At 68.2% G+C, this 20,693-nt stretch carries 20 protein-coding genes; 13 read left to right on the top strand and 7 right to left on the bottom strand.

Features of this window, described 5'->3' with window-relative positions; translation table 11 throughout:
• Positions 1–2: 2 nt before the first annotated feature.
• Positions 3–1,430 (bottom strand): serine hydrolase, encoded by a 1,428-nt coding sequence (locus J2753_RS11875; RefSeq protein ID WP_209492271.1) that lies wholly within the window; start codon positions 1,428–1,430, stop codon positions 3–5.
• A 97-nt stretch (positions 1,431–1,527) separates the two neighbouring features.
• Between J2753_RS11875 and J2753_RS11870 the strand changes: the two genes are divergently transcribed.
• A complete protein-coding gene (locus J2753_RS11870) occupies positions 1,528–2,316 on the top strand; it encodes a creatininase family protein (protein ID WP_209492270.1) in 789 nt (262 codons plus the stop codon).
• Between the two features lie 292 nt (positions 2,317–2,608).
• Here J2753_RS11870 and J2753_RS11865 read toward each other — a convergent pair whose 3' ends face one another.
• Entirely contained in the window at positions 2,609–4,435 is a 1,827-nt protein-coding gene (locus J2753_RS11865) for a S9 family peptidase (RefSeq protein WP_209492269.1), read from the bottom strand.
• A 398-nt stretch (positions 4,436–4,833) separates the two neighbouring features.
• On the opposite strand from J2753_RS11865, the gene J2753_RS11860 reads away from it, so the two are divergent.
• Positions 4,834–6,255, top strand: coding sequence for an MATE family efflux transporter (locus tag J2753_RS11860; protein WP_321168818.1), 1,422 nt, complete (start codon positions 4,834–4,836; stop codon positions 6,253–6,255).
• A 21-nt stretch (positions 6,256–6,276) separates the two neighbouring features.
• Here J2753_RS11860 and gatB read toward each other — a convergent pair whose 3' ends face one another.
• From gatB to J2753_RS11840, 4 genes are all read right to left on the bottom strand, one after another.
• The gene (gatB, locus tag J2753_RS11855) at positions 6,277–7,764 is read right to left on the bottom strand and encodes an Asp-tRNA(Asn)/Glu-tRNA(Gln) amidotransferase subunit GatB (RefSeq protein WP_209492268.1); all 1,488 of its coding nucleotides are present in this window, start codon (positions 7,762–7,764) and stop codon (positions 6,277–6,279) included.
• A gap of 198 nt (positions 7,765–7,962) precedes the next feature.
• A complete protein-coding gene (locus tag J2753_RS11850) occupies positions 7,963–8,727 on the bottom strand; it encodes an amino acid ABC transporter ATP-binding protein (protein WP_209492267.1) in 765 nt (254 codons plus the stop codon).
• Positions 8,724–9,434 (bottom strand): ABC transporter permease, encoded by a 711-nt coding sequence (locus tag J2753_RS11845; protein WP_209492266.1) that lies wholly within the window; start codon positions 9,432–9,434, stop codon positions 8,724–8,726. Before J2753_RS11845 ends, J2753_RS11850 begins: the two co-directional genes overlap by 4 nt.
• Before the next feature lie 2 nt (positions 9,435–9,436).
• A complete protein-coding gene (locus tag J2753_RS11840) occupies positions 9,437–10,360 on the bottom strand; it encodes a substrate-binding domain-containing protein (RefSeq protein WP_379809843.1) in 924 nt (307 codons plus the stop codon).
• 274 nt (positions 10,361–10,634) lie between these two features.
• Here J2753_RS11840 and J2753_RS11835 point away from each other — a divergent pair, with 274 nt between their 5' ends.
• Genes J2753_RS11835 through J2753_RS11795 form a run of 9 tightly spaced genes read left to right on the top strand, consistent with a single transcriptional unit; the run spans position 10,635 to position 18,509 of the window.
• Complete coding sequence (locus J2753_RS11835) at positions 10,635–11,669, top strand: monovalent cation/H+ antiporter subunit E (protein WP_321168817.1); 1,035 nt, start codon at positions 10,635–10,637, stop codon at positions 11,667–11,669.
• On the top strand, positions 11,666–11,935 hold the full coding sequence (locus tag J2753_RS11830) for a monovalent cation/H+ antiporter complex subunit F (protein WP_209492263.1): 270 nt from the start codon (positions 11,666–11,668) through the stop codon (positions 11,933–11,935). Before J2753_RS11835 ends, J2753_RS11830 begins: the two co-directional genes overlap by 4 nt.
• Complete coding sequence (gene mnhG, locus J2753_RS11825) at positions 11,932–12,243, top strand: monovalent cation/H(+) antiporter subunit G (RefSeq protein WP_209492262.1); 312 nt, start codon at positions 11,932–11,934, stop codon at positions 12,241–12,243. Before J2753_RS11830 ends, mnhG begins: the two co-directional genes overlap by 4 nt.
• A complete protein-coding gene (locus J2753_RS11820) occupies positions 12,240–12,776 on the top strand; it encodes a DUF4040 domain-containing protein (RefSeq protein ID WP_209492261.1) in 537 nt (178 codons plus the stop codon). The genes mnhG and J2753_RS11820 overlap by 4 nt, the downstream gene beginning before the upstream one ends.
• Positions 12,773–13,240 (top strand): MnhB domain-containing protein, encoded by a 468-nt coding sequence (locus tag J2753_RS11815; RefSeq protein ID WP_209492260.1) that lies wholly within the window; start codon positions 12,773–12,775, stop codon positions 13,238–13,240. The genes J2753_RS11820 and J2753_RS11815 overlap by 4 nt, the downstream gene beginning before the upstream one ends.
• Positions 13,237–13,593: a cation:proton antiporter subunit C gene (locus J2753_RS11810; RefSeq protein ID WP_209492259.1), complete on the top strand. Its 357-nt coding sequence runs from the start codon at positions 13,237–13,239 to the stop codon at positions 13,591–13,593. Before J2753_RS11815 ends, J2753_RS11810 begins: the two co-directional genes overlap by 4 nt.
• The gene (locus J2753_RS11805) at positions 13,586–15,097 is read left to right on the top strand and encodes a monovalent cation/H+ antiporter subunit D family protein (RefSeq protein WP_209492258.1); all 1,512 of its coding nucleotides are present in this window, start codon (positions 13,586–13,588) and stop codon (positions 15,095–15,097) included. Before J2753_RS11810 ends, J2753_RS11805 begins: the two co-directional genes overlap by 8 nt.
• Positions 15,097–16,734, top strand: a complete 1,638-nt coding sequence (locus tag J2753_RS11800; protein ID WP_209492257.1) for a cation:proton antiporter — start codon at positions 15,097–15,099, stop codon at positions 16,732–16,734. The genes J2753_RS11805 and J2753_RS11800 overlap by 1 nt, the downstream gene beginning before the upstream one ends.
• Positions 16,734–18,509 carry a Na(+)/H(+) antiporter subunit D gene (locus tag J2753_RS11795; RefSeq protein ID WP_209492256.1) on the top strand — a complete coding sequence of 592 codons (1,776 nt, stop codon included), beginning with the start codon at positions 16,734–16,736 and terminating at the stop codon, positions 18,507–18,509. The genes J2753_RS11800 and J2753_RS11795 overlap by 1 nt, the downstream gene beginning before the upstream one ends.
• A 15-nt stretch (positions 18,510–18,524) precedes the next feature.
• Here J2753_RS11795 and J2753_RS11790 read toward each other — a convergent pair whose 3' ends face one another.
• Positions 18,525–19,265 carry an Lrp/AsnC family transcriptional regulator gene (locus tag J2753_RS11790; protein ID WP_209492255.1) on the bottom strand — a complete coding sequence of 247 codons (741 nt, stop codon included), beginning with the start codon at positions 19,263–19,265 and terminating at the stop codon, positions 18,525–18,527.
• A 285-nt stretch (positions 19,266–19,550) separates the two neighbouring features.
• Between J2753_RS11790 and J2753_RS11785 the strand changes: the two genes are divergently transcribed.
• Together J2753_RS11785 and J2753_RS11780 are read left to right on the top strand one after the other, a co-directional pair.
• Positions 19,551–20,003 (top strand): zinc ribbon domain-containing protein, encoded by a 453-nt coding sequence (locus tag J2753_RS11785; protein ID WP_245334614.1) that lies wholly within the window; start codon positions 19,551–19,553, stop codon positions 20,001–20,003.
• A gap of 2 nt (positions 20,004–20,005) precedes the next feature.
• Complete coding sequence (locus J2753_RS11780) at positions 20,006–20,692, top strand: potassium channel family protein (RefSeq protein ID WP_209492254.1); 687 nt, start codon at positions 20,006–20,008, stop codon at positions 20,690–20,692.
• Position 20,693 lies beyond the last annotated feature (1 nt).

The following is a 20,693-nucleotide window of genomic DNA, read 5'->3' as shown; positions in this document are numbered from 1 at the left end:
TGCTACACCTGCCGGAGCCGCCAGCGGTCGATCAGGAGCGACACCTCGCCGTCCTTCACCCGGAACGCCGCTGGCTCCCGGCGGCCGTCGCTGGCGACGTGCTCGTAGCGATACACCACGTCAGCCTGCTGCGGCCCGGACTCCCGGACCGGATCGCTCGGAGTCAGCGGCAGCGCACTGCGGTTCAGCGGGTGGTCGAAGCTGACCTGCAGGACGTTCCCCTCGCGCTCGACGGTCGCGTCCATCACGCCCTCGTAGGCCGTGTACTCCCCGCAGAGCCGCGCGTGGCGTCGCTGCTGGCGGAAGAACGGGACTGACTCGTGTGGATCCGCTCCGAGAGCGGCCGCTAGCACCCCTTCGCCGACGACGCCCAGCGGGAAGTCGGGTGAGGTGTTCGACGCTATCGCGACGCCGAGGTCCTCGTCCGGGAGGAAGCCCAGATACGCCGAGGAGACGGTGATCGACCCCGAATGACCCAGCAGCGTGCGGTCGCCGAGGAACGACTCGTCGCGGAACCAGCCGTAGCCGTACGTCCGGTCGTCGCCGGCCTGTTCAGAAGCCCCAGCGGCGCGCCCGGGCACGTCGACGTGGCCGACGTGGGCCTGCGCGAGCGTGTTCGCGTCGAGCACGCGCGACCCCGCCGCCTCGCCGCCGTTCATGTGCAGACGGAGGTAGGTCGCCAACTCCGAGACGGGCGCGAGGATGCCGCCCGTGGCTTTCCCGATATCCCGCGTGGGGAGCGACGACGCCACGAGGTCGCCGTCCTCGGTCCGGCGGTACTGGGTCATGTGGTCGTCGGCCATCGAGAACTCGTGGTCATCGAACGTCGAACGTTCCATCCCCAGCGGCTCGAACACGTGTTCGGCGACGTACTCGTCGAACGGCCGGCCCGTGAGCGACTCGACCACCTCGCCCAGCAGCGCGTAGCCCGTGTTGCAGTAGGCGAAGCGCTCGCCCGGCGGGTCAGTGCGCTCGTCGGTGGCCCCGTTGACGTGCGCGTAGAAGTCGTCGATGTCGCCCAGCGCGACGCCCGGATCGGGGAGGCGCATCCGCCGTGCGAGCAGCGTCTCGCTCACGCCCAGCGAGGGCAGTCCGGAGGAGTGGGTCAGCAGGTGGTGCAGCGTCGGTTCAGGGTCGTCGAACTCCACGGGGAGGTACGCCGAGACGGGGTCGTCGACCGAGCAGATCCCGCTTTCGGCCAACTGGAGCAGCGCGACGCCCGCGAACGATTTGGTGCAGGAGGCGATGCCGTACAGCGTGTCGGGCGTCGCCGGGCGGTTCCCGGCCAGATCCCGCGAGCCGAAGCCGTCGGCGAACAGCACGCCGTCGCCGTCGGTCACGGCGACGCTCAGCCCCGGCAGCCCCTCGTCGCGGACGACCCGGCGACAGAGCCGGGTGACCCCCCGTTCGGCGGCGTCGTCGATGGTCACGCACGGGGCTCGGGCTCCCGCGTCGAAGAAGCTAGTGGTGAGTCCCCGGTTCGCTCGTTCCCGTAGTTCTTTGGCCCGTCCACTCACACGAGCGCCCATGCCCGAGACTGACGACGACCTGTTCAAGATGACGTGGGAGGACGCCGAAGCGGCCTTCGAGGACGCCGACGCGGCCCTGCTGGGAACGGGGAGCATCGAACAGCACTCGGTCCACCTGCCGGTCTCGGTGGACACGCTCCGCGCCGAACACCTGACCGAAGAACTGGTCGACGCCACCGAGCGAAGCTCGGCCGCCAATCAGACGCAGTCTGATGACGCCGCCGACGAGCACGACTTGCAGTTCGTCCGCCTGCCCACGCTCCCCTACGGGATGAGCGAGCACCACATGAACTTCCCCGGAACGATCACCCTCCACCCCCAGACGTATCAGGACGCCATCGTCGACATCGGCGCCAGCCTCGCGCGCCACGGCGTCGACCGGTTCGTGATCGTCAACTGCCACGGCGGCAACCGCGAACCGCTCTCGCAGGCCGCGGACCGACTCGTACGGGAGTACGACCTCTCGACGCACTTCGTCCACTGGACGGACTTCGCCCGCGAGCGCCTGCAGGAGGTGTTCGGCGAGGGCTGGGGCCACGCCGGCGACCACGAGACCAGCGTGATCGAGCACTACCGCCCGGAGCTGGTGAAGGAGGGGAAGAAGGAGCCCCAGAACGCCGAGGAGATGCCTGAGACCGCCACCTACGGCTACTTCGACCGCGTGACCGACCTCGGGGGGATGGGCGACCCGACGAACGCCGATCCGGAGGCTGTCGCCGAGGTGATCGACCACGGGACCGAGCAGATCATCGAGGCGCTGAAAGACGACATCGACGCTGGGTGGTAGGCAGTGGACGGTTCGGTGACTGCGGCGACGTACGGCGCCGCAGCCGCGACCATCACCGCGATTGACAAATTGGACCGCTCCGCGACCGCAGCGGGCGGTGGCGCGAAACGCGAATCCCTCCGTGGATGAGCCGGCGCGAGTCGGCTGGGGAGGCTGTGGCCGCGGTGCGGGGCGGCGCGGTCACAAGTGGCCCTGGGAACTCCGCGGTCGTGTTTGCGGTTGCTGCGTCGTCGGCCACTCCTTCAAAAACCTCGTCAGATCACTCGACTCTCTCAGCAAAAACGGCGCCTAATCAGACATGCTCGTCCACGAACGCCGAGATCCGCTCGAACTCCTCGATCAGGTTCGCCCGGTCGGTCGTGTGGTGGCCCTCGTCCTCGAAGATGCACGTCTCGACAGGAATCCCCCGCGCTTCGACGGCCTCGGCGATCTGTTCGGCCTCGCCCACGGGCACCCGCGGGTCGTTCGCGCCGTGCTGGATGAACAGCGGACACTGGATCTCGTCCACGTCGTGGATCGGCGAGATGCGTTCGAGTAGCTCCGGATCGTCGAGGCTGCCGTACTCCGCCGCGCGGTGGCTGCGGCGCCACTCGCCCGTGTTCTCGAGGAACGTCTCGAAGTCGGCGATGCCGACGAAGTCCACTGCGGCGGCCCAGAGGTCCGGGTACTGCGTGATGGCCGAGAGCACCATGAAGCCGCCGTAGGAGCGCCCGTAGGCGATCAGCCGGTCGGTGTCGGCTGCCGGCTGGCGCTCCAGCCAGTTCACCGCGTACTCGATGTCCTGCACCGAGTCGAGGCGCTTCTCCTGATCGTCGAGGTGGGTGTACTCCTTCCCGTAGCCCGAGGAGCCCCGGACGTTCGGCTCCAGCACGGCGTAGCCCTGGTTCAGGAAGTACTGCTTGGTCGGGTAGAACCACGGCCGGCGCTGGTGCTCGGGGCCGCCGTGGATGTCGACCATTACGGGCACCTCACCGTCGCTCCCGTCGGCGTCGACGCCCTCCGGGAGCGTCCAGTAGGCCGGAATCTCCCGCCCGTCGAACGTCTCGTACCGGATCGTCTCCGAGCGCAGGAAACGATCTTCCGGGATGCCGAGCGTGCCGGGAGTCGTCCAGCGCTCCGTTTCGGCGGATCCGGAGTCAACGTCGGCAACGTAGATGGAGTGTGGATGGTCGTCGGCGCTGAACGCCAGCGCGGCCTGCTCGCCCTCGGGGCCGAGTTCGACGCCGGCGACGACGCCCTCCGGGAGGTCGGGTGAGGCGGTGTCGACGATGGCGTCGCCGGACTCGGCGAGTTCGCCGACGTAGGTTTCCGAGTAGCCGTCGGCGTTCAGCGTGTACGCAACGGAATCGCCCTCGATCTGGAGCGAGTCGACGTTCCAGTCCTCGTCGCCCGCCTCCACCGTCCCGACCGAATCGACGCCGCGGTCGCCCCGTCCGGCGGGGTCGATTCGCCCGACATAGGCGGTTTCGGCGCCGTAATCCGTGACTGCATAGAGGTCGCCGTCGGGGCCGAACGTGACGTGGTGGTAGCGCGCCTCCTCGGCGGCGTCGGTGAGGCGCTCGGTCTCCCCGCTGTCGATGTCGAGCCAGTAGAGCACCTGATCGGAACTGGAGTTCGACCCCTGCAGGACCAGCGCGTCGCCGTCGGGGTGCCACGCGGCGACGCCGACGAAGCCGCCCGGGCCCTCCCAGACGAGGTTGCCCGTGTCCCCCTTGCGACCCTGTACGTACACGTCGAAGGTGTCGCCCTTCCGGCGGTTCGCGGCGAAGGCGAATCGGTCGCCCTCCGGCCCCCAGCCGCCCCAGAGGTGTTTGGCCTCGGGCTGGTCGGTGAGTTGGTGCTCGTGGCCGGTTTCGAGGTCGTAGCGGTAGAGCTGGTCGCGCTCGTTGCTCCCCTCGTCCATCCCGAACACGAGTTCGTCGCGGGTGGGGGAGGCGTCGACGAACGAGACGCGCTCGTCGTGGGCGGTCAGGCGCTCGGGCCAGGCACCCGGTGAGCTGAGGCGGTAGACCTGCGGCGTGCCGGTGGTGTCCGCGAGGAAGGCAAGGTCGCCGCCGGCGGTGAACGTCGGCGTGTCGGTGCTGTCGATGCCCAGATAGCGGGCTATGTCGTCGGTCATGGGGATGTGTGGTGGGGGTTCGGCCAAAGGCGTTCGGGCACGGGCTGTGTGTGCCGCTATGGGGATTTGGTGGTGGGTTCAGGTGTGTCGTGGCTGATTGGGCCAGCAACACCGAGAAAGCCCCCGAGGGCTCCGCTCCCGCGACTCGCTGCGCTCCTCACTTCGCTGCGGTGCTTGCTTCGTCGGGGTTCGCGGAGCACCCGGCCCCTTTCAGTCCCACCACACAGCCCACACCCTCCCCAGCCGATTCGCTCACTCCGTTCGCTCATCCCTCGCGCTCGGTTCGCGTCCGTCGACGCGAACGCTTCGCGCCACCGCATCCCAGATCCGGAATCAAGAACCCCACCAGTTCGACCGCAACGGCGGGATTTATCGCCCCCGGACACGACGCCCTCGCCGTGAGCGACGACGCCCGCGTCGACATGACGACCGGCGCGATCACGCCCAAACTGTTCGCGCTGGCCTGGCCGCTGGTGCTCGGCAACCTCGTCCAGACACTCTACAACCTCGCGGACATGTTCTGGGTCGGCCGCGTCAACGCCGAGGCCGTCGCCGCCGTCTCGCTGATGTTCCCCACCTCGTGGATGTTCGTCTCCGTCGCCATGGGGATCACCGCCGCCTCGGTCGCGCTGGTCTCGCAGTACGTCGGCGCCGACGAGCAGCGCCAGGCCGACCACGCCGTGGGCCAGACGGTGCTGCTGACGGTCGTGATGGGGCTGGCGCTCGCCTCCATCGGCTTCGCGATCCGCTACCCCCTCGTGTCCCTGATCGGCGCGCAGGGGCAGGTGTTCATCTACTCGATGGACTACCTCGAACCGATTCTGGCGGCCATCCCGTTCACCTTCCTCTTCTTCGCGTTCCGGGCGGTCCTCCGGGCCGCTGGCGACGTGCGGACGGCGATGTGGCTGGTCGTCATCTCTGCCGGCGTGAACGTCGTCCTCGACCCGTTCCTGATCCTCGGCTGGACGCTCGTCGAGGGCGCACCGCTGATCGGCACGATCAGCTTTCCGGCGATGGGTGTCCGCGGCGCTGGCGTCGCGACCCTCATCTCCCGCGTGCTCGCGGCGCTGATCGGCTTGGGTGTCCTGCTGAACGGTGGCTGGGGCGTCCGGCTCCGCATTCCGGACCTCCGCCCCGACCGCGAGGTGCTGACCGAACTGGTGCGAATCGGCGCGCCAGGGTCCGCCGACGGCCTCGCGCGCTCGTTCGCTGCAGTCTTCTTCGCCGCGCTAGTCGCCCGCTTTGGCCCGATTGCGACTGCCGCGTACGGCATCGGCGTCCGGCTGATGTCGGTCTCGTGGACCGTCTCGGGCGCCGTCGGGCAGGCGACCGCGACCGGTGTCGGGCAGAACCTCGGCGCCGACACACCCGACCGCGCCGAAGAGGTCGCTCGGAAGGCGACGGCGGCGACGATGCTGTTCCTCTTTGCTGTGGGCGCGCTCGCGTTCGTCTTCCCGGCGAGAGCCATCGGCATCTTCGTCGACGAGCAGGCCGTGATCGAGGAGGGCGTGGTGCTGCTCCGGATCATGTCCCCGTTCTGGGCGTTCACGGGCGGGCTGATGGTGGTGCAGGGCGGCTTCCGCGGTGCCGGCCAGACGACACAGGCGATGGCGCTCTCGCTGGCCTCGCGCTGGCTGTTCCGAATCCCGGTCGCGTGGCTGCTCGCGTACGCGCTGGCGTGGGGGGTCGCCGGCCTCTGGTGGGCCATCGTCTTCTCCGGCGTCGTGACGTTCGTCATCGGCGCCGCGTGGTTCAACCGCGGGAACTGGCGGGAAGGTGTGGTGGACACGGAGCCGGATGTGGCCGCCGGCGACGACTAAGAAGAGCCGAAAAAACCGCGGTCAGTCGTCCAGTTCTTCCCGCAGTAGCTGATTCACCTGCCCCGGATCCGCGGAGCCGCCGGTCTTCCCCATCACCTGCCCGACGAGGAAGTTCAGCGCGCCCTCGTCGCCGGACTCGTAGTCCGCGACGGCGTCGGGGTTCTCCTCGATGGCCGCCTCGACGGCCTGCTCGACCTCGCCGCCGCTGGCTTTCCCGAGGTCCTCCGCCTCGATGATCGCCTCGGGGTGCTCGCCCTCGTCGAGCATCCGGCGCAGGACGACCTCCTCGGCGTTTTTCGCGGTGAGTTCGTCCTCAGCGACCAGCCGGATCACGTGCTCGATCTCGTCGAGGCGGTCGGTGATGTCGACGATCTGCATGTCGCGGTAGTTGAGTTCGCCCAGCAGGTTGTCGGCGACCCACGTCGCCGCCAGATCCGGTTCGAACTCCTCGGCCATCTCCTCGTAGAGGTCGGCGACGGACTTCCGGGAGGTGAGTTTCGAGGCGGCCTCCTCGCTCAGGCCGTACTCCTCGCGGAAGCGCTCGCGGCGGTCGTCCGGGAGTTCCGGGATCGGGATCTGCTCCTTCCAGTCGGCGACCTGCAGCGGCGGCAGGTCCGCCTCGCGGAAGTAGCGGTAGTCCTTCTCCTCCTCCTTCGAGCGCATCGAGACGGTGACGCCGCGGCTCTCGTCCCAGTGGCGGGTCTCCTGTTCGACCTCGCGGCCGCGCTTGACCGCGTTCTTCTGCCGGGTGACCTCGTAGGCCAGCGCCTGCTCGGCGCCCTTGTGGCTGGAGATGTTCTTGACCTCGGTGCGGTTGGCGTTCCCGAGGGCGTCCTCGCTGATCTCGCGGTCCTCACCGATCTCCTCGGCGGGCACCAGCGAGATGTTGGCGTCGACGCGCAGGCTGCCGTCGCGGGTGGCGTCGAACACGCCGAGGTACTCCAGTACCTCCTCCAGTTTCGCGAGGAACGCACGGGTCTCGGCGGGCGAGCGGAAGTCCGGCCGGGTGACGATCTCCATCAGCGGCGTGCCCGCGCGGTTGTAGTTCACCAGCGTGTAGTCGGCGGTGTCGATGTTCCCGCCCTCGTGCTGGAGGCTGCCGGGGTCCTCCTCTAGGTGGGCGCGGCGGACGCCGATCTGGTAGCGCTCGCCCTCCACCCGAACGTCGAGTTCGCCGTCGGCACAGATCGGCGCGTCGTACTGGGTTAGCTGGAACCCCTTGGGGAGGTCGGGATAGAAGTAGTTCTTCCGGTGGAACGTGGTCCCCTCGGGGATGTCGGCGTCGAGGGCCTTGCCGATCTTGACCGCCGACTCGACGGCGGCCTCGTTCAGCACGGGCAGCGCGCCCGGCAGCCCCAGACAGACGGGGCAGGTGCGGCTGTTCGACTCCTCGTCGTCGGCGGCGTCGGTCGAGCAGTTACAGAAGATCTTCGTGTCCGTCTCCAGTTGAACGTGGACCTCCAGCCCGATGACGGCCGCGAGCTCCCGGTCCGCGAGCGCCTGACTCATTGGTTTCCGGTTCCCGTGGTTCGTGGTTAAGCGTGTCGGGAAGCTTGCGTCGCCACGGGAACGGCCACCCGCGGCGTCGGAGATCTCCGCGGGAACGGCCACCCGCGGCGTCGGAGATCTCCGCGGGAACGGCCACCCGCGGCGTCGGAGATCGCCACGGGAACGGTCACCCGCGGCGTCGGGGGCGTCGGCGCCGGCTCAGTACACCAGTTCCCCGGAGATGAACTTCCGGGTGCGCTCGTCGCTCGGGTCATCGAAGATCCGCTCCGTGGGGCCGACCTCGGTGAATCCGTCGCCCAGCAGCACGCCAACGCGGTCGGCGACGCGCTCGGCTTGGTGCATGTCGTGGGTGGCGACCACGACGCCGATGCCGCGGTCGCGAGCCTCGAACACCGCCTCCTCGATCAGTCCGGTGTTCCGCGGGTCGAGGTCGGAGGTCGGTTCGTCGAGCAGGAGGTAGCTCGGCTCGTACGCGAGCGCTCGCGCGAACGAGACGCGCTGGGCCTCGCCGCCCGAGAGCGAGCGGGCCTGCTGGTCGAGTTTGTCGGCGAGGCCGACGACCTCCAGCGCGTCCTCGACGGCCGCTGCGGGGTTGGTCGAACCGGCGAGCGACCGAAGCTGCTCCCGGATCCGTTCGCGCCAGTCCTGCCTGACCCGCAGGCCGTACTCGACGTTCCGGGCAACGGAGGCGTCGAACAGGCTGGCCTCCTGAAACACCATCCCGATTCGGCGGCGGAGCGCCAGCCGTTCGTCCTCGGCGGCGTCCCACACCGCGTCGCCGTCGAGTGCGACCGTCCCCGCGTCGGGTTCGAGGAACAGCGCCATCGTCCGGAGCAGGGTGGTCTTCCCGACGCCGGAGGGGCCGATGACGGCGACGACTTCGCCCGGTTCCACGTCGAGGGAGACGTCGTCGACGACCTGCTCCACGCCGTAGCTGTGCGAGACGTTCGAGAGCCGGATCATCGGTTCATCGCCCCCGTCTCGCCGAGGCGGACCACGATGGCGTTGACCAGCAGCACGATAGTCACGAGGACGGCGCCGAGCACCATCGCCGTCTCGTAGCGGCCCTGTCGGGCCTCAAGTTGGATCGCAGTGGTCAGCGTCCGGGTCTTCGAGATGCCGTCGGCGCTGGTGATGTTCCCGCCGACGATGAGCACCGACCCGACCTCGCTGATCGCGCGGCCGAAGCCGGCGAGGACCGCTGTCGCGATGCCGTAGCGGGCCTCCTTGATGACGACCAGCGCCACGTCGAGGCGTGTGCCGCCGAGTGCGCGGGCGGCGTCGCGGACGTTCTCGTCGACGCCCGTGATGGCTGCGAGGCTGATGGCGGTGATCGGCGGCGTCGCGAGCACGAACTGCGAGATGATCATCGCCTGCTTGGTGAAGATCAGATCAAGCGCCCCCAGCGGCCCCTGGTTCGACACCGCGAACAGCACCATGAGGCCGACGACGACGCTGGGAAACCCCATCCCGGTGTTGATCACCGACTTCACGAACTGCTTGCCCGGGAACTGGGTGAACCCCATCACGAGGCCGATGGGGAGGCTGACCAGCGTGCTCAGCGTCACCGCGATCACGCTCACGTACAGCGAGACGTAGACGATGCTCGGGACGTACCCCCGCTGGAAGGGGTTGTCGAGCAGCAGCGGGACAGCCGACTCGATTGGCACGCTTACTCGCTGTCGGAGTCGCTACTCCAACCTTCCGGAACGTACTGCTGGAAGTTGGGCTCCTCCGAGACGGCCTCGGGGTAGAACAGCTGTTCCCCGTTCATCTCGTAGTTCGAGATGGCGTCCTGCGCGCCGGGGCTCGTGATCCAGCCGATGTACGCCATCGCGAGGTCGTAGTTGGCGTTGTCGTGGACCCCGGGGTTGACCGCCATGATCCCGTAGGGGTTCGCGAGAATCTCCGGGCCGCCCTCGATTGGGCCCTGCACCAGAATGGTGAGGTCGATCTCGGAGCGCTGGGAGATGTACGTCCCGCGGTCCGAGAGCGTGTAGGCGCCCTGCTGGTTCGCGTTGTTCAGCGCCTCGCCCATCCCGGCGCCGATCTCCTGGTACCAGTCGCCGCCGGGGTCGACGCCCGCGGCCTCCCAGAGGTTCTTCTCCTTCGTATGGGTTCCCGAGTTGTCCCCGCGGGAGACGAACGCCGACTGGGTCTCGGCGATGGTGGCGAGGGCCTCCGTCGCCGACGACGAGCCCTCGATCCCGGCCGGGTCGCTCGTGGGCCCGACGATCACGAAGTCGTTGAACATCAGGTCCCGACGGTTGATCCCGTAGCCGTTGCGCATGAACTCGTCCTCGAGGCCGCGTGCGTGGACCATCACCACGTCCGAGTCGCCGTTCCGGGCCGACTCCAGGGCGGCGCCGGTCCCCTGGGCGACGGCGTCGACGGTGACACCGTACATCTCCTCGAAGTCGCTGTGAATCGCGTCGAGCAGTCCCGTGTCGTACGTGCTCGTCGTCGTCGTGAGCGTGAGCGTCTCGCCGCTCACGCCCGCGGCCTCGGTTGACTCCGATCCGGTGATTTGGGTACAGCCAGCGGTGCTCGCGACGGCGGCGAGGCCGACTCCCTGTAGGAACTTGCGGCGTTGCATCGTACTCGGCATAACGCTGGTGTGACAAAAACGTTCCCCTCCGTAGATCCGACTGTAACCGAGATAGACTGACGGATCGTGAATCTGGAGAGCGTTCGTTAACGGGTTGCTGTGTGACTGCCGGGTTTGATGCTCGATCCGTTATCGTTTCTCGTATGCGGGGCCGGGGGCGAGTGGGAAATCCTTTAAACCGCGTGGACGAACCAATAAGCGAACTACCGATGCCACTCGATCCCATCCGTTCGGAGGACCGTCCGTCGGTGGGGTGGTCGCCGTGACCGAGTCGGGGCTGCTGGTACCCGTGGCCGAGTCGGCCAGCCTCCGGAACACGGTTACGTACGCGGTCGAGCACGCGCTCGACCACGCCGACGAGGACGGATCGTCGGCGTCGATCCACTTCGTCTACCCCCTACCCGAGCGCGTCTCGTACGTCGACCGGTCCGGCCGCACGGACGCGGCCGAGTCGCTGCTGGATCGCGTCGCCTCGTGGGCCGAGGAGGACGCCGGCGACGCCGACCTGACCGTCGAGACGGCGCTGATCGCCACCCACGTGTACCTCTCCACGCCCGGCGACTACGCCGACGTGCTCGTCCGCTACGCCGAGCGGGAGGGGCTGGACCGTGCGATGTTCGACCCCCGCTACGACCCCATCGGGTCGACGCCGCTGCTCCCGTCGCTGGAGGCGGAGGTGCGCCGCGCGGGCCTCGATGTCGACGAGGCACCGGTGTCGGCCGAACAGCAGCAGTCCCAACTCGTCCGCAGCGGGACGCTCACGCAGTTTTTCACGCTGTTCGCCGCCTCGTTCCTGTTCTACCTCGTGCTCGCTGGCTCGCTCAAAGCGTTCGAACTCGCGACCGGCGCCATCAGCGCCGGCATCGTCGCCGTCTCGCTGTGGCGCGTCTCGCTGACATCGTCGGTCGACCCGCTCCGGACCGTCAAGCGACTGGCCCGCTTCGTGCTGTACGTCCCGTTCCTGCTCTGGGAGATCGCGAAGGCGAACTTCCAGATCGCGTACATCGTGCTCCACCCGGCCCTGCCGATCCAGCCCAAAACCGTGGAGTTCGACGCCGCCGTCTGGTCGTCGCTCCCGGTCACGACGCTGGCCAACAGCATCACGCTCACGCCAGGGACCCTCACCGTCGACGTGGAGCGCAGCCATCTGGTCGTCCACAGCCTGACTGCGAGCGCTCGCGAGGACCTGTTCGCCGGAACGCTCGAACGCGCGGTCCGGTTCGTCTTCTACGGCCGCGCGGCCGCCCGGATCCCCAGCCCCATCGAACGCCGCGAGTCCGAGGAGGGTGAAGAATGATCGAGACCATCCTGCTGGGCGCCGCGACCGTGTTCGTCCTCACGTCGCTGGTGGGGATCTACCGCGCCGTCGTCGGGCCGACAGTGCCCGACCGGGTGATCGCGATCAACTTCATCGGCTCGAACGTCGTGATCGTGATCGCGCTGATCGCCGCCGCCATCGGCGAACCCGGCGCGCTCGACATCGCGCTGGTGTACGCCCTGCTGAACTTCCTGCTCAGCATCTCGATCTCGAAGTTCCAGGTCGAACGCGGGGGTGCGCTATGACGCCCCGCGAGATCGCGGTGCTGGTGCTCTCGCTTGGCGCGGTGTTTTTCGCCATCGTCGCCGCCGTCGGGCTGCTCCGGCTCCCCGACATCTACGCCCGGGCCCACAGCACCTCCAAGAGCGAGACGCTGGGCGCCGTGCTGGCGCTGGCGGCCGTCGCCACGAGCTACGGACTCGGCCACAACACGCTGAAAGTCGTGCTCCTGCTCCTGTTCATGTTCCTGACGAACCCGACCGCCGCCCACGCCATCACGCGGGCGGCCCGCGAACGGGGCATCGAGCCCTGGACCACGGAGGACGAGCAATGACGGCGGCGCTCCAGATCGCGCTGCTCGCGCTCGTCGTCGCCGCCGCCGCCGCGACCGCCGTGCTGCGCAGCGTGCTCAGCGCCGTGGTCGCGTTCGGCGCGTACAGCCTCAGTATCGCCATCATCTGGGTGTTCCTCCGGGCCCCCGACGTGGGGCTCACGGAGGCCGCCGTGGGTGCCGGCGTGATGACCGTCCTGTTCCTGCTCACTATCGTGAAAACCGATTCACCGACCGTCGAACGGACGTTCGAACAGATCGACCTGCGGGCCGCCGCCGTTGCGCTCGCACTCGTGCTCGCGCTGTCGTCGACGGTGTTTGCCCTCCCCGCAGTGGGCGACGCCGGATCGCCGGTCGCGACCGACGACGTAACGAGCTACTACCTCGACAGCGCCTACGAGGAGACCCACGTCGAGAACGTCGTGACCGCGGTGCTCGCGGCGTACCGTGGGTTCGACACCATGGGTGAGGCCGTCGTGGTCTACTCGGCGGGCGTCGGACTGCTCGTCGTGCTCAACCGGGAGGTGTTCGGATGAGCGACGCGCCCGAGACGGTCGGCGTCTCGTCGTACGTCGGCAGCCCGATCATCATGGCCACGGTGCGCGTGGTGATGCCGTTCGTGTTCACGTTCGGCCTGTTCGTGATGTTCCACGGCGCCGACTCCTCCGGCGGCGGCTTCCAGGGCGGCGTCATCGTCGGCACCGTCGTCCTGATGCTGGGCATCGCCTTCGGCATCGGCGCCACCCGCGACTGGATCGGGCCACGACTCCCGGTCGCGCTGGTCGGGATCGGCGTGCTCGCGTTCCTGTTCACCGGGTTCGGGAGCGTGCTGCTCGGCGCCGGCTTCCTCGAGTACTCGGTCTACCACGACCTCGGCATCCCGCACGCCACGAAGTACGGGATCGAGTTCGTGGAACTCGCCATCGGCGTCATCGTCGCCGGCATCGTCACCGGCCTGTTTTTCAGCATCGCCGCGGGAGTCGGGGGTGAGCGCGAATGATCGACATGCTCGCGTCCCGGAGCTACTTCCTCGTCGCCTTCCTGCTGTCGGGGATCGGGACGTACATGCTGATCGGCAACGCCAACCTGATCAAGAAGGTGATCGGGATGAACGTGTTCCAGACGGGGATCTTCCTCTTTTTCATCGCGTCGGCGTTCGTCGACGGCGCGAGCCCCCCGCTGGTCTCCGCGCCCGAACCGTACGTCAGCCCGCTGCCACACGTGCTGATCCTGACCGCCATCGTCGTCGGGGTCAGCCTCACCGCGGTGGCGCTGGGGCTGATCGTCCGCATCAACGACGCGTACGGCACGCTTCGCGAGGGCGAGATCCGGGAGGTGGTCCGCGATGAGTGACCTGCCCGCCATGCTCGTGGCGTTCCCGATGCTGTTCTCGGTGGTCGCACTGCTGGCCGGCCTCGTCCGGCAGGACACTGGCTGGCCGGTGGCGGTCGTCGCCACGGCCGTCCAGGTCGTCGCCGCCGCCGTGCTCGCGGACCGCGCGTTCGAGGAGACGGTCACCTACGTCGTCGGCGGCTTCACCGCGCCGTATGGCATCGAACTCGTGGTCGACGGGCTCTCGGCGACGATGGCGCTGCTGGTCGCGGTCATCTCGCTTGCGGTGCTCGCGTACTCGCGGGTCGCCGGCCCCCGGACCAACGCGTTCTACGCCGTCTACCTGCTGCTGGTCGGCGGCCTGACGGGGATGAGCATCACCGGCGACATCTTCAACATGTACGTGTTCCTCGAGATCACGGGGCTGGCGGCCTACGCGCTGGTCGCCAGCGGCGAGGGCGGCCGCTCCGCGCTGGCCGCGCTCAAGTACCTGATCGTGGGCACTGTCGGCGCCAGCCTGTTCCTGCTCGGGATCGGCTACGCCTACATCGCGACGGGGACGCTGAACATGAACGACCTCTCGGCGCAGTTGGCCGAGGTCGGCCACACCGACCCGCTGGTCCAGGCGTCGTTCGCGCTGCTGGTGGTCGGCCTGTTCGTCAAGGTCGCCGTCTTCCCACTGCACGCCTGGCAGCCCGACGCCTACGCCGGCGCGCCCGACTCCGTGAGCGCGTTCATCTCGGCGCTGGTGTCGACGGTCGCGGCCTACGCGCTGATCCGGATCGTCTACACCGTGTTCACCGTCGAGTTCCTGCAGGCGAACCCGGCGGCCCAGTCGCTGCTCGCGGCGGGCGCCGTCGTGAGCATCGTGTTCGGTAGCGTGCTCGCGGTCGCCCAGACCGAGATCAAGCGCACGCTGGCGTACTCCTCGGTGTCGCAGTTCGGCCTCGTCGTCGGCGCCGTCGCCGTCGCCAACGAGACGGCGATGATCGGCGCGACGGTCCAGCTCGTGGGCCACGCAGTGATGAAGGGCGGCCTGTTCCTCACCGCCGGCCTGATCGCGACCGCCACGGGCGCCCGGGCCGTCGACGACTACGAGGGGCTGATCCAGCGGCTCCCGCTCGGCGCGGGCGTGTTCGGCGTGCTCGCGCTGGCGATGGTGGGTGTCCCGCCCGCGGTCGGCTTCGTCGGCAAGTGGTACATCGTGTTGGGCGCCGTCGAGGCCGAGGCGTGGCCGCTCGTGGTCGTGATCCTCGCGAGCACGCTGCTCACGCTGGCGTACTTCGCGCGGGTGCTCGAACGGATCTTCTTCCGTGACCCCGACGGGAGCGGCGTCGACGAGAGCCAGAGGCACTCGTCTGCCAACCAGAACGCGGAGCGTTCTGGTGACGTCGACGTGAGCGCGCTCTCGACGGGGATGCAGATGACCATCGTCGTCGCCGCGCTCGCGGCGGTCGGCCTCGGCATGCTCGCCTTCGAGTACGGACAGATGCTACAACCAACCGTCGCGGAACTACTCGCATAATGGAATCACTCAGACCCCTCGCGGCAGTGCTCGTCACGGCAGCCGCCATCCTCCCGATCCTGGCCTCCCGCGGGCGGCCGGACCTCCGGGAGGGATGGACGCTGCTCGCAGCAGTAGCGAACCTCGCTATCGTCGGCAGCATGGTGCCGGGCGTGCTCGACGGGCAGACCTACGAGACCACGGTCGGCACGCTCGTGCCCGGCGTCGAGTTCACGCTCCAGGCCGACGCGCTCGGCGTGCTGTTCGGCCTGGTGGCCAGCCTGCTCTGGCTGATCACGAGTTTCTACAGTATCGGCTACATGCGCGGCCTCGACGAGAGCGACCAGACGCGCTACTTCGCGGCGTTCGCGGGCAGCGTCGCCTCCGCGGTCGGCATCGCGTTCGCCGGGAACCTCCTCGTGCTGTTCGTGTTCTACGAACTGCTCACGGTGGCGACCTACCCGCTGGTCAGCCACGACGAGACCGACGAGGCCCGCGCGGCCGGCCGCAAGTACCTCACCTACACGTTCGGCGGCGGCGTCGCCGTCCTCGCGGGTGCGGTACTGATCTACTGGCTGACCGGGACGACCGCGTTCACGCCCGGCGGCATCGCCGGCCTCTCGGGCGTCGACCTCACGCTCGCCCGCGTCGCCTTCGGCCTGCTGATCACCGGCTTCGGCGTCAAGGCGGCGCTGATGCCGCTGCACTCCTGGCTCCCCGACGCGATGGTGGCGCCGACGCCCGTCTCCGGCCTGCTCCACGCGGTCGCGGTCGTGAAGTCCGGGATCTTCGGGATCGCCCGCGTCGTCCTCGACGTGTACGGCCCCGAAACCGTCGCCGAGATCGGGATGGGGCTCCCGCTGGCGGCCGTCGCCGGCTTCACGCTCGTGGTCGCGAGCGTGATCGCGCTCCGGCAGGACAACCTCAAGCGCCGGCTCGCGTTCTCGACGGTGAGCCAGCTATCCTACATCGTGCTCGGACTGGCCGTCGGCGCCGCGGCGGCGCCGAGTCAAGCCTCGGCGTACGCGCTGGTGGGCGGACTGCTCCACATCCCCGCTCACGCGTTCATGAAGCTCACGCTGTTTTTCTGTGCGGGCGCGATCCACGTCGAGACCCACACCGACGACATCAGCGACATGGCGGGGATCGGCAAGCGGATGCCACTGACGATAACCGCCTTCGGGATCGCCGCGTTGGGGATGGCGGGTATCCCCCTCGTCGCCGGCTTCGTCAGCAAGTACTTCCTGCTGATCGGGACGGTGTCCGCGGGCTATCTCGTCTTTACGGGCGCGCTGCTGCTCTCGGGCGTGCTCAACATCGCGTACTTCTGGCCGGTGGTGTACGCCGCCTTCTTCGAGTCGAAAGAGGGGAGCGACGAGAAGCCGCTGATCGAGAGCCCCCTCGGGGGGCGCCTCTTCGGCGACGACGCCGAACTGGCTACCGACGGCGGGCACGGTGACGACCACGAGGGTGATCACGGCCACGGCGGCGACTGGGACGTCCGTGGCTGGGGCGGCCAGGAGTCGACGTGGTTCATGCTCGGCCCGATCCTGTTCGCGGCCGGCGGCTCCATCGTGCTCGGCGTGATCCCGGACGCCGCAGTGTTCCTGCGGATCGTCAGGGAGATCGTCTTCGCGGTCACGGGGGTGCGTGTCTGATGGAACCGATCGTTCCCCCCTTCCTGCCCGTGTTCGTCGCGGCGCTGTTGCTGCCGCTGCTCGGTCGCCGACTCGGCCACGCCGTTGCTGGTCTCGTGACGTTCGCGATGGTGCCGTACGTCTGGCTGGTCGACTCCGGCGCCCACTTCACCGAGTTCGGCCTGTTCGGCTTCGAGACGGTGATCTTCAACGTCGACCCGTTCTCGACGCTGATGGGGCTGATATTCGCCTTCATCGGCGCCGTGGGGGTGCTCTACTCTTACTACAGCGACGCCGAGGCGATCCAGACCGCGTTCGCGCTGACCTACGTCGCGAGCAGTCTGGGCGCCGTCTTCGGCGGCGACTGGCTCACGCTCGTTTTCTTCTGGGAGCTGATGGCCGTCACCAGCACGCTGCTGGTCTGGCACTACGGCGGGAAGGCGGTGCGCGCGGGCTTCCGCTACGCCGTACTCCACGGCATCGGCGGCACGCTCTTTTTGGGCGCCGTGATCTGGCACTTCGCCGAGGCTGGAACCTTCCTGTTCGCGAGCGTGCCCGGCGGCCCCGAGAGCGCGGGGCTGGCCGGCCCCGTGGCGCCGGTCCTCGCGGCGCTGGGCATCGGCGTCAACGTCGGCTTCGTGGGCCTGCACGCGTGGCTGCCCGACACGTACCCGCGCCCGCATATCGCGGCAAGCGTGTTCCTCTGTGTCTTCACCACCAAGACCGGTGTGTACGGACTGTACCGCGTGTTCCCGGAGCACGGGAGCGTCGCCGTCGCCTACATGGGCGGCATCATGGCCGTCTTCGGGGCGACGATGGCGCTGTTCCAGAACGACATGCGCCGCCTGCTCTCCTACCACATCCAGTCGCAGGTGGGGTACATGGTCGCGGGGGTCGGTATCGGCTCCGCGCTGGCCCAGGCCGGCGCGTTCGCCCACGTGTTCAACCACATCCTCTACAAGGGGCTGCTGTTCATGACCGCCGGCGTGGTGATCTACCGCACCGGCGAGGAGAGCCTGAAAAAGCTCGGCGGCCTCGCCCGGGAGATGCCGATCACCGCAGGGGCGTTCACCGTCGCCGCGCTCTCCATCGCGGGCTTCCCCGGCTTCAACGGCTTCGTGAGCAAGGGTATCGTGATCGCCGCCAGCCACTACGACTTCCAGGGCGTGGTCCACATCGCCGGCCGCACGGGACTGGAGTGGCTGCTGCTGATCGGTGGCGTCGGGACGTTCATGTCGTTCATCAAGTTCGGCTACTACGCCTTCTTCCACGGCGAGTACGAGGGGAGCGTGAAAGACGCCAACCGCGGCCAGTCGGTCGCGATGGTGACCGTCGCGGCGCTCTGTGTGTTCTTCGGCGTCGCCGACGGCGCGCTCTTTAGCCTGCTGCCGTTCGACGTGACCGACAAGGCGGTCGTCTCGCACGTCTACCACACTTACACGGTGAGCCACGTCGCCGAGGGCGTCGCGCTCGCGGTGGCCGGCCTGATCGGCTTCGGCCTCGTGAAAAAGCCCCTCTCGGGGCTGGGGCGGGTGCCCGACATCGACCGGCTCTACAACCCCGCGACGTTCTACGGGACGCGCTATCTCGTCGTCGGCGTCACCGAACTCTACGCCCGCGTCGACGACGCCGCGGTGGCGCTGGCGAAGTTCTCGGTCCGGACGGCGAAGGACCCGGACGCGGCCATCGCCCGGGCGACCGGCCGCGAGGAGGTCGACACGAAAGCCGGCATCGACCGGAGCCTGATCCTCCTGCTGGCGACGCTGGTGGCGGCGATGGCGCTGCTGCTGGTCTGAGCGCCGGCGGCGTTTTCAGTAGTCGGTGAACGCTTCGAGCGTCTCGTCGGTCACGCCCGACCGCGAGTGGACCGTGACGAAATCGCCCGGGCGGATCTGTGTCTCCCCGGTCGGCGTGATGGCTTCCTCGTCGCGGTTGATCTGCACGACGAGGATGTCTGAGCCGACCAGTCCCGCCTCGTTCGCTTCCTGCAGCGTCATCCCGGCCATCGGTGCGCCCTCGCGGACGATCACTTCGACCACGTCGGCGTCGCCGGCGAGACCCGCGACGCCCGTGACCGGCGAGACAACCTCGTCCCGCGGACCGAACGGCGCGTACGGGCGGAAGTACTCGCGGTGGATCAGGTCCTCGTCGTCGATTTCGATCCCCAGCGACGTGATGTCCTGGGCGATCCGGGTGAGGTCGTCAGTGTCGTCGCCGACGACGGTGATCCGGAGGTCGCCCTTCCCGGACATGATCTCCCGGACGTTGGTCACGCCGGGCACGTCGAGCACTCGCTGGGCCATCTCCTGTCGGTTGCGGTTCCCGGTACTGCAGATGTAGTGGTTGGTCAGCCGACCGTCCACTTTCTCGTAGTCGATGTCGGCGTGATACCCCCGGATGACGCCCGCCTCCTCGAGGCGCCGGATCCGGTTGCGTACTGTCGGCGCCGAGACGTCCACCCTCTCCGCGATGTCCGGCGCGGACGTGTGGCGGGCTTCCTCGGTGAGGAAGTAGAGGATCTGCTCGTCGATTACATCGATCTGAAGACCCATATTTATACCCCGGGTTGGTCCCCTGGCGCCTTTTACGTTACTGGTACGCGTCTGTTTGCGCTCCGGGTCTCGGGGCCGTCCTAGAACTGCGTAACCTCGCCCTACTCCCGCCGCAATCGGCCGTAGAGGGTCTCTCGGAGAGATCGAACGAAAAGAAAGAAACTTTCTGGGAAAGTACGCTATCGTTCGCGTATTCGGCAAATACTTATTGATCGCTGTAGTCGGTTCGCCCATGGATTCACACGGTTCCGTCGGCGTCGTCGCTGTCGCCGGGGTGGTGCGTGCATGAGCGACTCGGTCGGAGGGCCGGCCCCGTCGGATCGCCTGCCCGACACGCTGATCGAGGCGGTCGACAGGTTGGGGATGTCCGAACTGCGGGCGCTCATGTCCCACGTCGAACAGCGGATCGAGTCGCTCCGGACGCCACTGTCCGAGGAGATCGAGGCCGAGGCGGCCGGCGAACTGCTCGGGATCGAGAACCACGGCGTGTACGCGCTCGTACGGATGCGCCCGCCGGGCCCCGACGGCGAGGTGTCCGAGGCCGAACCGGCCTCGCTCTACCACGTCAGCCGGGAGCGGGGGCTGGACGGCGAGGAGTCGCTGCACTGGGCGTATCTGGGCGACATCCGGAACACCGGCCGCGTGCGCTGTAAGAACTGCGGCCGGAGCGTCGACGAGACCGTCGCCGTCTGCCCGCACTGTGGCAGTGAGGACGTCGAACACACGGAGGAACACTGACCATGTACATCATCATCGTGGGGGCGGGCGACATCGGGTCGCCGCTCATCGAGATCGCGACCCGCTCCGGGAACGAAGTCGTCGTGATCGAACAGGACGACGAACGCGCCAACCGCGCGGCCGACGCGTACGACTGTCTGGTCATCGACGCCGACGCGACGACCAAGGAGACGCTGGCCGACGCCGGGGCCGAGCGCGCCGACGCCATCATCTCGACGACCGATCAGGACGCGACCAACATCATGGTCTGCCTGCTGGCAAAGGAGTTCGATATCCCGTCGATCCTCTCGGTCGTCCACAACCCCGAGCATATGGGTGTGTTCGAGCAGATCGGCGTCAACACGATGGAGAACCCCCAACAGCTGATCGCCGAGTATCTCTACCGGGCGGTCGCGCGCCCGGCCATCGTCGACTACATGCGCATCGGCGATGAGGCGGAGGTGTTCGAGATCACCGTCACCGAGAACGCGCCGATTGCCGGGAAAACCCTGCAGGAGGCCGCGCGGTCGGGCGACCTCACCGACGACATGCTCGTCGTCGCCATCGAGCGCGAGGAGGAGTCCCAGCCGATCACGCCCCGCGGGGACACGGTGATCCGAGAAGGCGACCTGCTGACGGTCTACTCCGCCGTCGGCGCCGACCCGGAGATCACGGACATCTTTGGCCACTATGAGGACCGGATCGACTGAC

Source organism: Halolamina salifodinae (assembly GCF_017874235.1).
GTDB classification, from domain to species: domain Archaea; phylum Halobacteriota; class Halobacteria; order Halobacteriales; family Haloferacaceae; genus Halolamina; species Halolamina salifodinae.
The sequence above is the reverse complement of the archived record's forward strand: the minus strand, read 5'-3'. Positions and strand labels throughout refer to the sequence as shown.

What these genes read in the sequence shown, in the direction of transcription:
- gatB (WP_209492268.1), bottom strand. Translation starts at nt 7,764, where the DNA reads ATGAGTCAGGCGCTCGCGGACCGGGAGCTCGCGGCCGTCATCGGGCTG.
- J2753_RS11815 (WP_209492260.1), top strand. Translation starts at nt 12,773, where the DNA reads ATGAGCGACGCGCCCGAGACGGTCGGCGTCTCGTCGTACGTCGGCAGC.
- J2753_RS11800 (WP_209492257.1), top strand. Translation starts at nt 15,097, where the DNA reads ATGGAATCACTCAGACCCCTCGCGGCAGTGCTCGTCACGGCAGCCGCC.
- J2753_RS11865 (WP_209492269.1), bottom strand. Translation starts at nt 4,435, where the DNA reads ATGACCGACGACATAGCCCGCTATCTGGGCATCGACAGCACCGACACG.
- J2753_RS11805 (WP_209492258.1), top strand. Translation starts at nt 13,586, where the DNA reads ATGAGTGACCTGCCCGCCATGCTCGTGGCGTTCCCGATGCTGTTCTCG.
- J2753_RS11840 (WP_379809843.1), bottom strand. Translation starts at nt 10,360, where the DNA reads ATGCAACGCCGCAAGTTCCTACAGGGAGTCGGCCTCGCCGCCGTCGCG.
- J2753_RS11780 (WP_209492254.1), top strand. Translation starts at nt 20,006, where the DNA reads ATGTACATCATCATCGTGGGGGCGGGCGACATCGGGTCGCCGCTCATC.
- J2753_RS11785 (WP_245334614.1), top strand. Translation starts at nt 19,551, where the DNA reads ATGAGCGACTCGGTCGGAGGGCCGGCCCCGTCGGATCGCCTGCCCGAC.
- J2753_RS11790 (WP_209492255.1), bottom strand. Translation starts at nt 19,265, where the DNA reads ATGGGTCTTCAGATCGATGTAATCGACGAGCAGATCCTCTACTTCCTC.
- J2753_RS11870 (WP_209492270.1), top strand. Translation starts at nt 1,528, where the DNA reads ATGCCCGAGACTGACGACGACCTGTTCAAGATGACGTGGGAGGACGCC.
- J2753_RS11830 (WP_209492263.1), top strand. Translation starts at nt 11,666, where the DNA reads ATGATCGAGACCATCCTGCTGGGCGCCGCGACCGTGTTCGTCCTCACG.
- J2753_RS11850 (WP_209492267.1), bottom strand. Translation starts at nt 8,727, where the DNA reads ATGATCCGGCTCTCGAACGTCTCGCACAGCTACGGCGTGGAGCAGGTC.
- J2753_RS11820 (WP_209492261.1), top strand. Translation starts at nt 12,240, where the DNA reads ATGACGGCGGCGCTCCAGATCGCGCTGCTCGCGCTCGTCGTCGCCGCC.
- mnhG (WP_209492262.1), top strand. Translation starts at nt 11,932, where the DNA reads ATGACGCCCCGCGAGATCGCGGTGCTGGTGCTCTCGCTTGGCGCGGTG.
- J2753_RS11810 (WP_209492259.1), top strand. Translation starts at nt 13,237, where the DNA reads ATGATCGACATGCTCGCGTCCCGGAGCTACTTCCTCGTCGCCTTCCTG.
- J2753_RS11795 (WP_209492256.1), top strand. Translation starts at nt 16,734, where the DNA reads ATGGAACCGATCGTTCCCCCCTTCCTGCCCGTGTTCGTCGCGGCGCTG.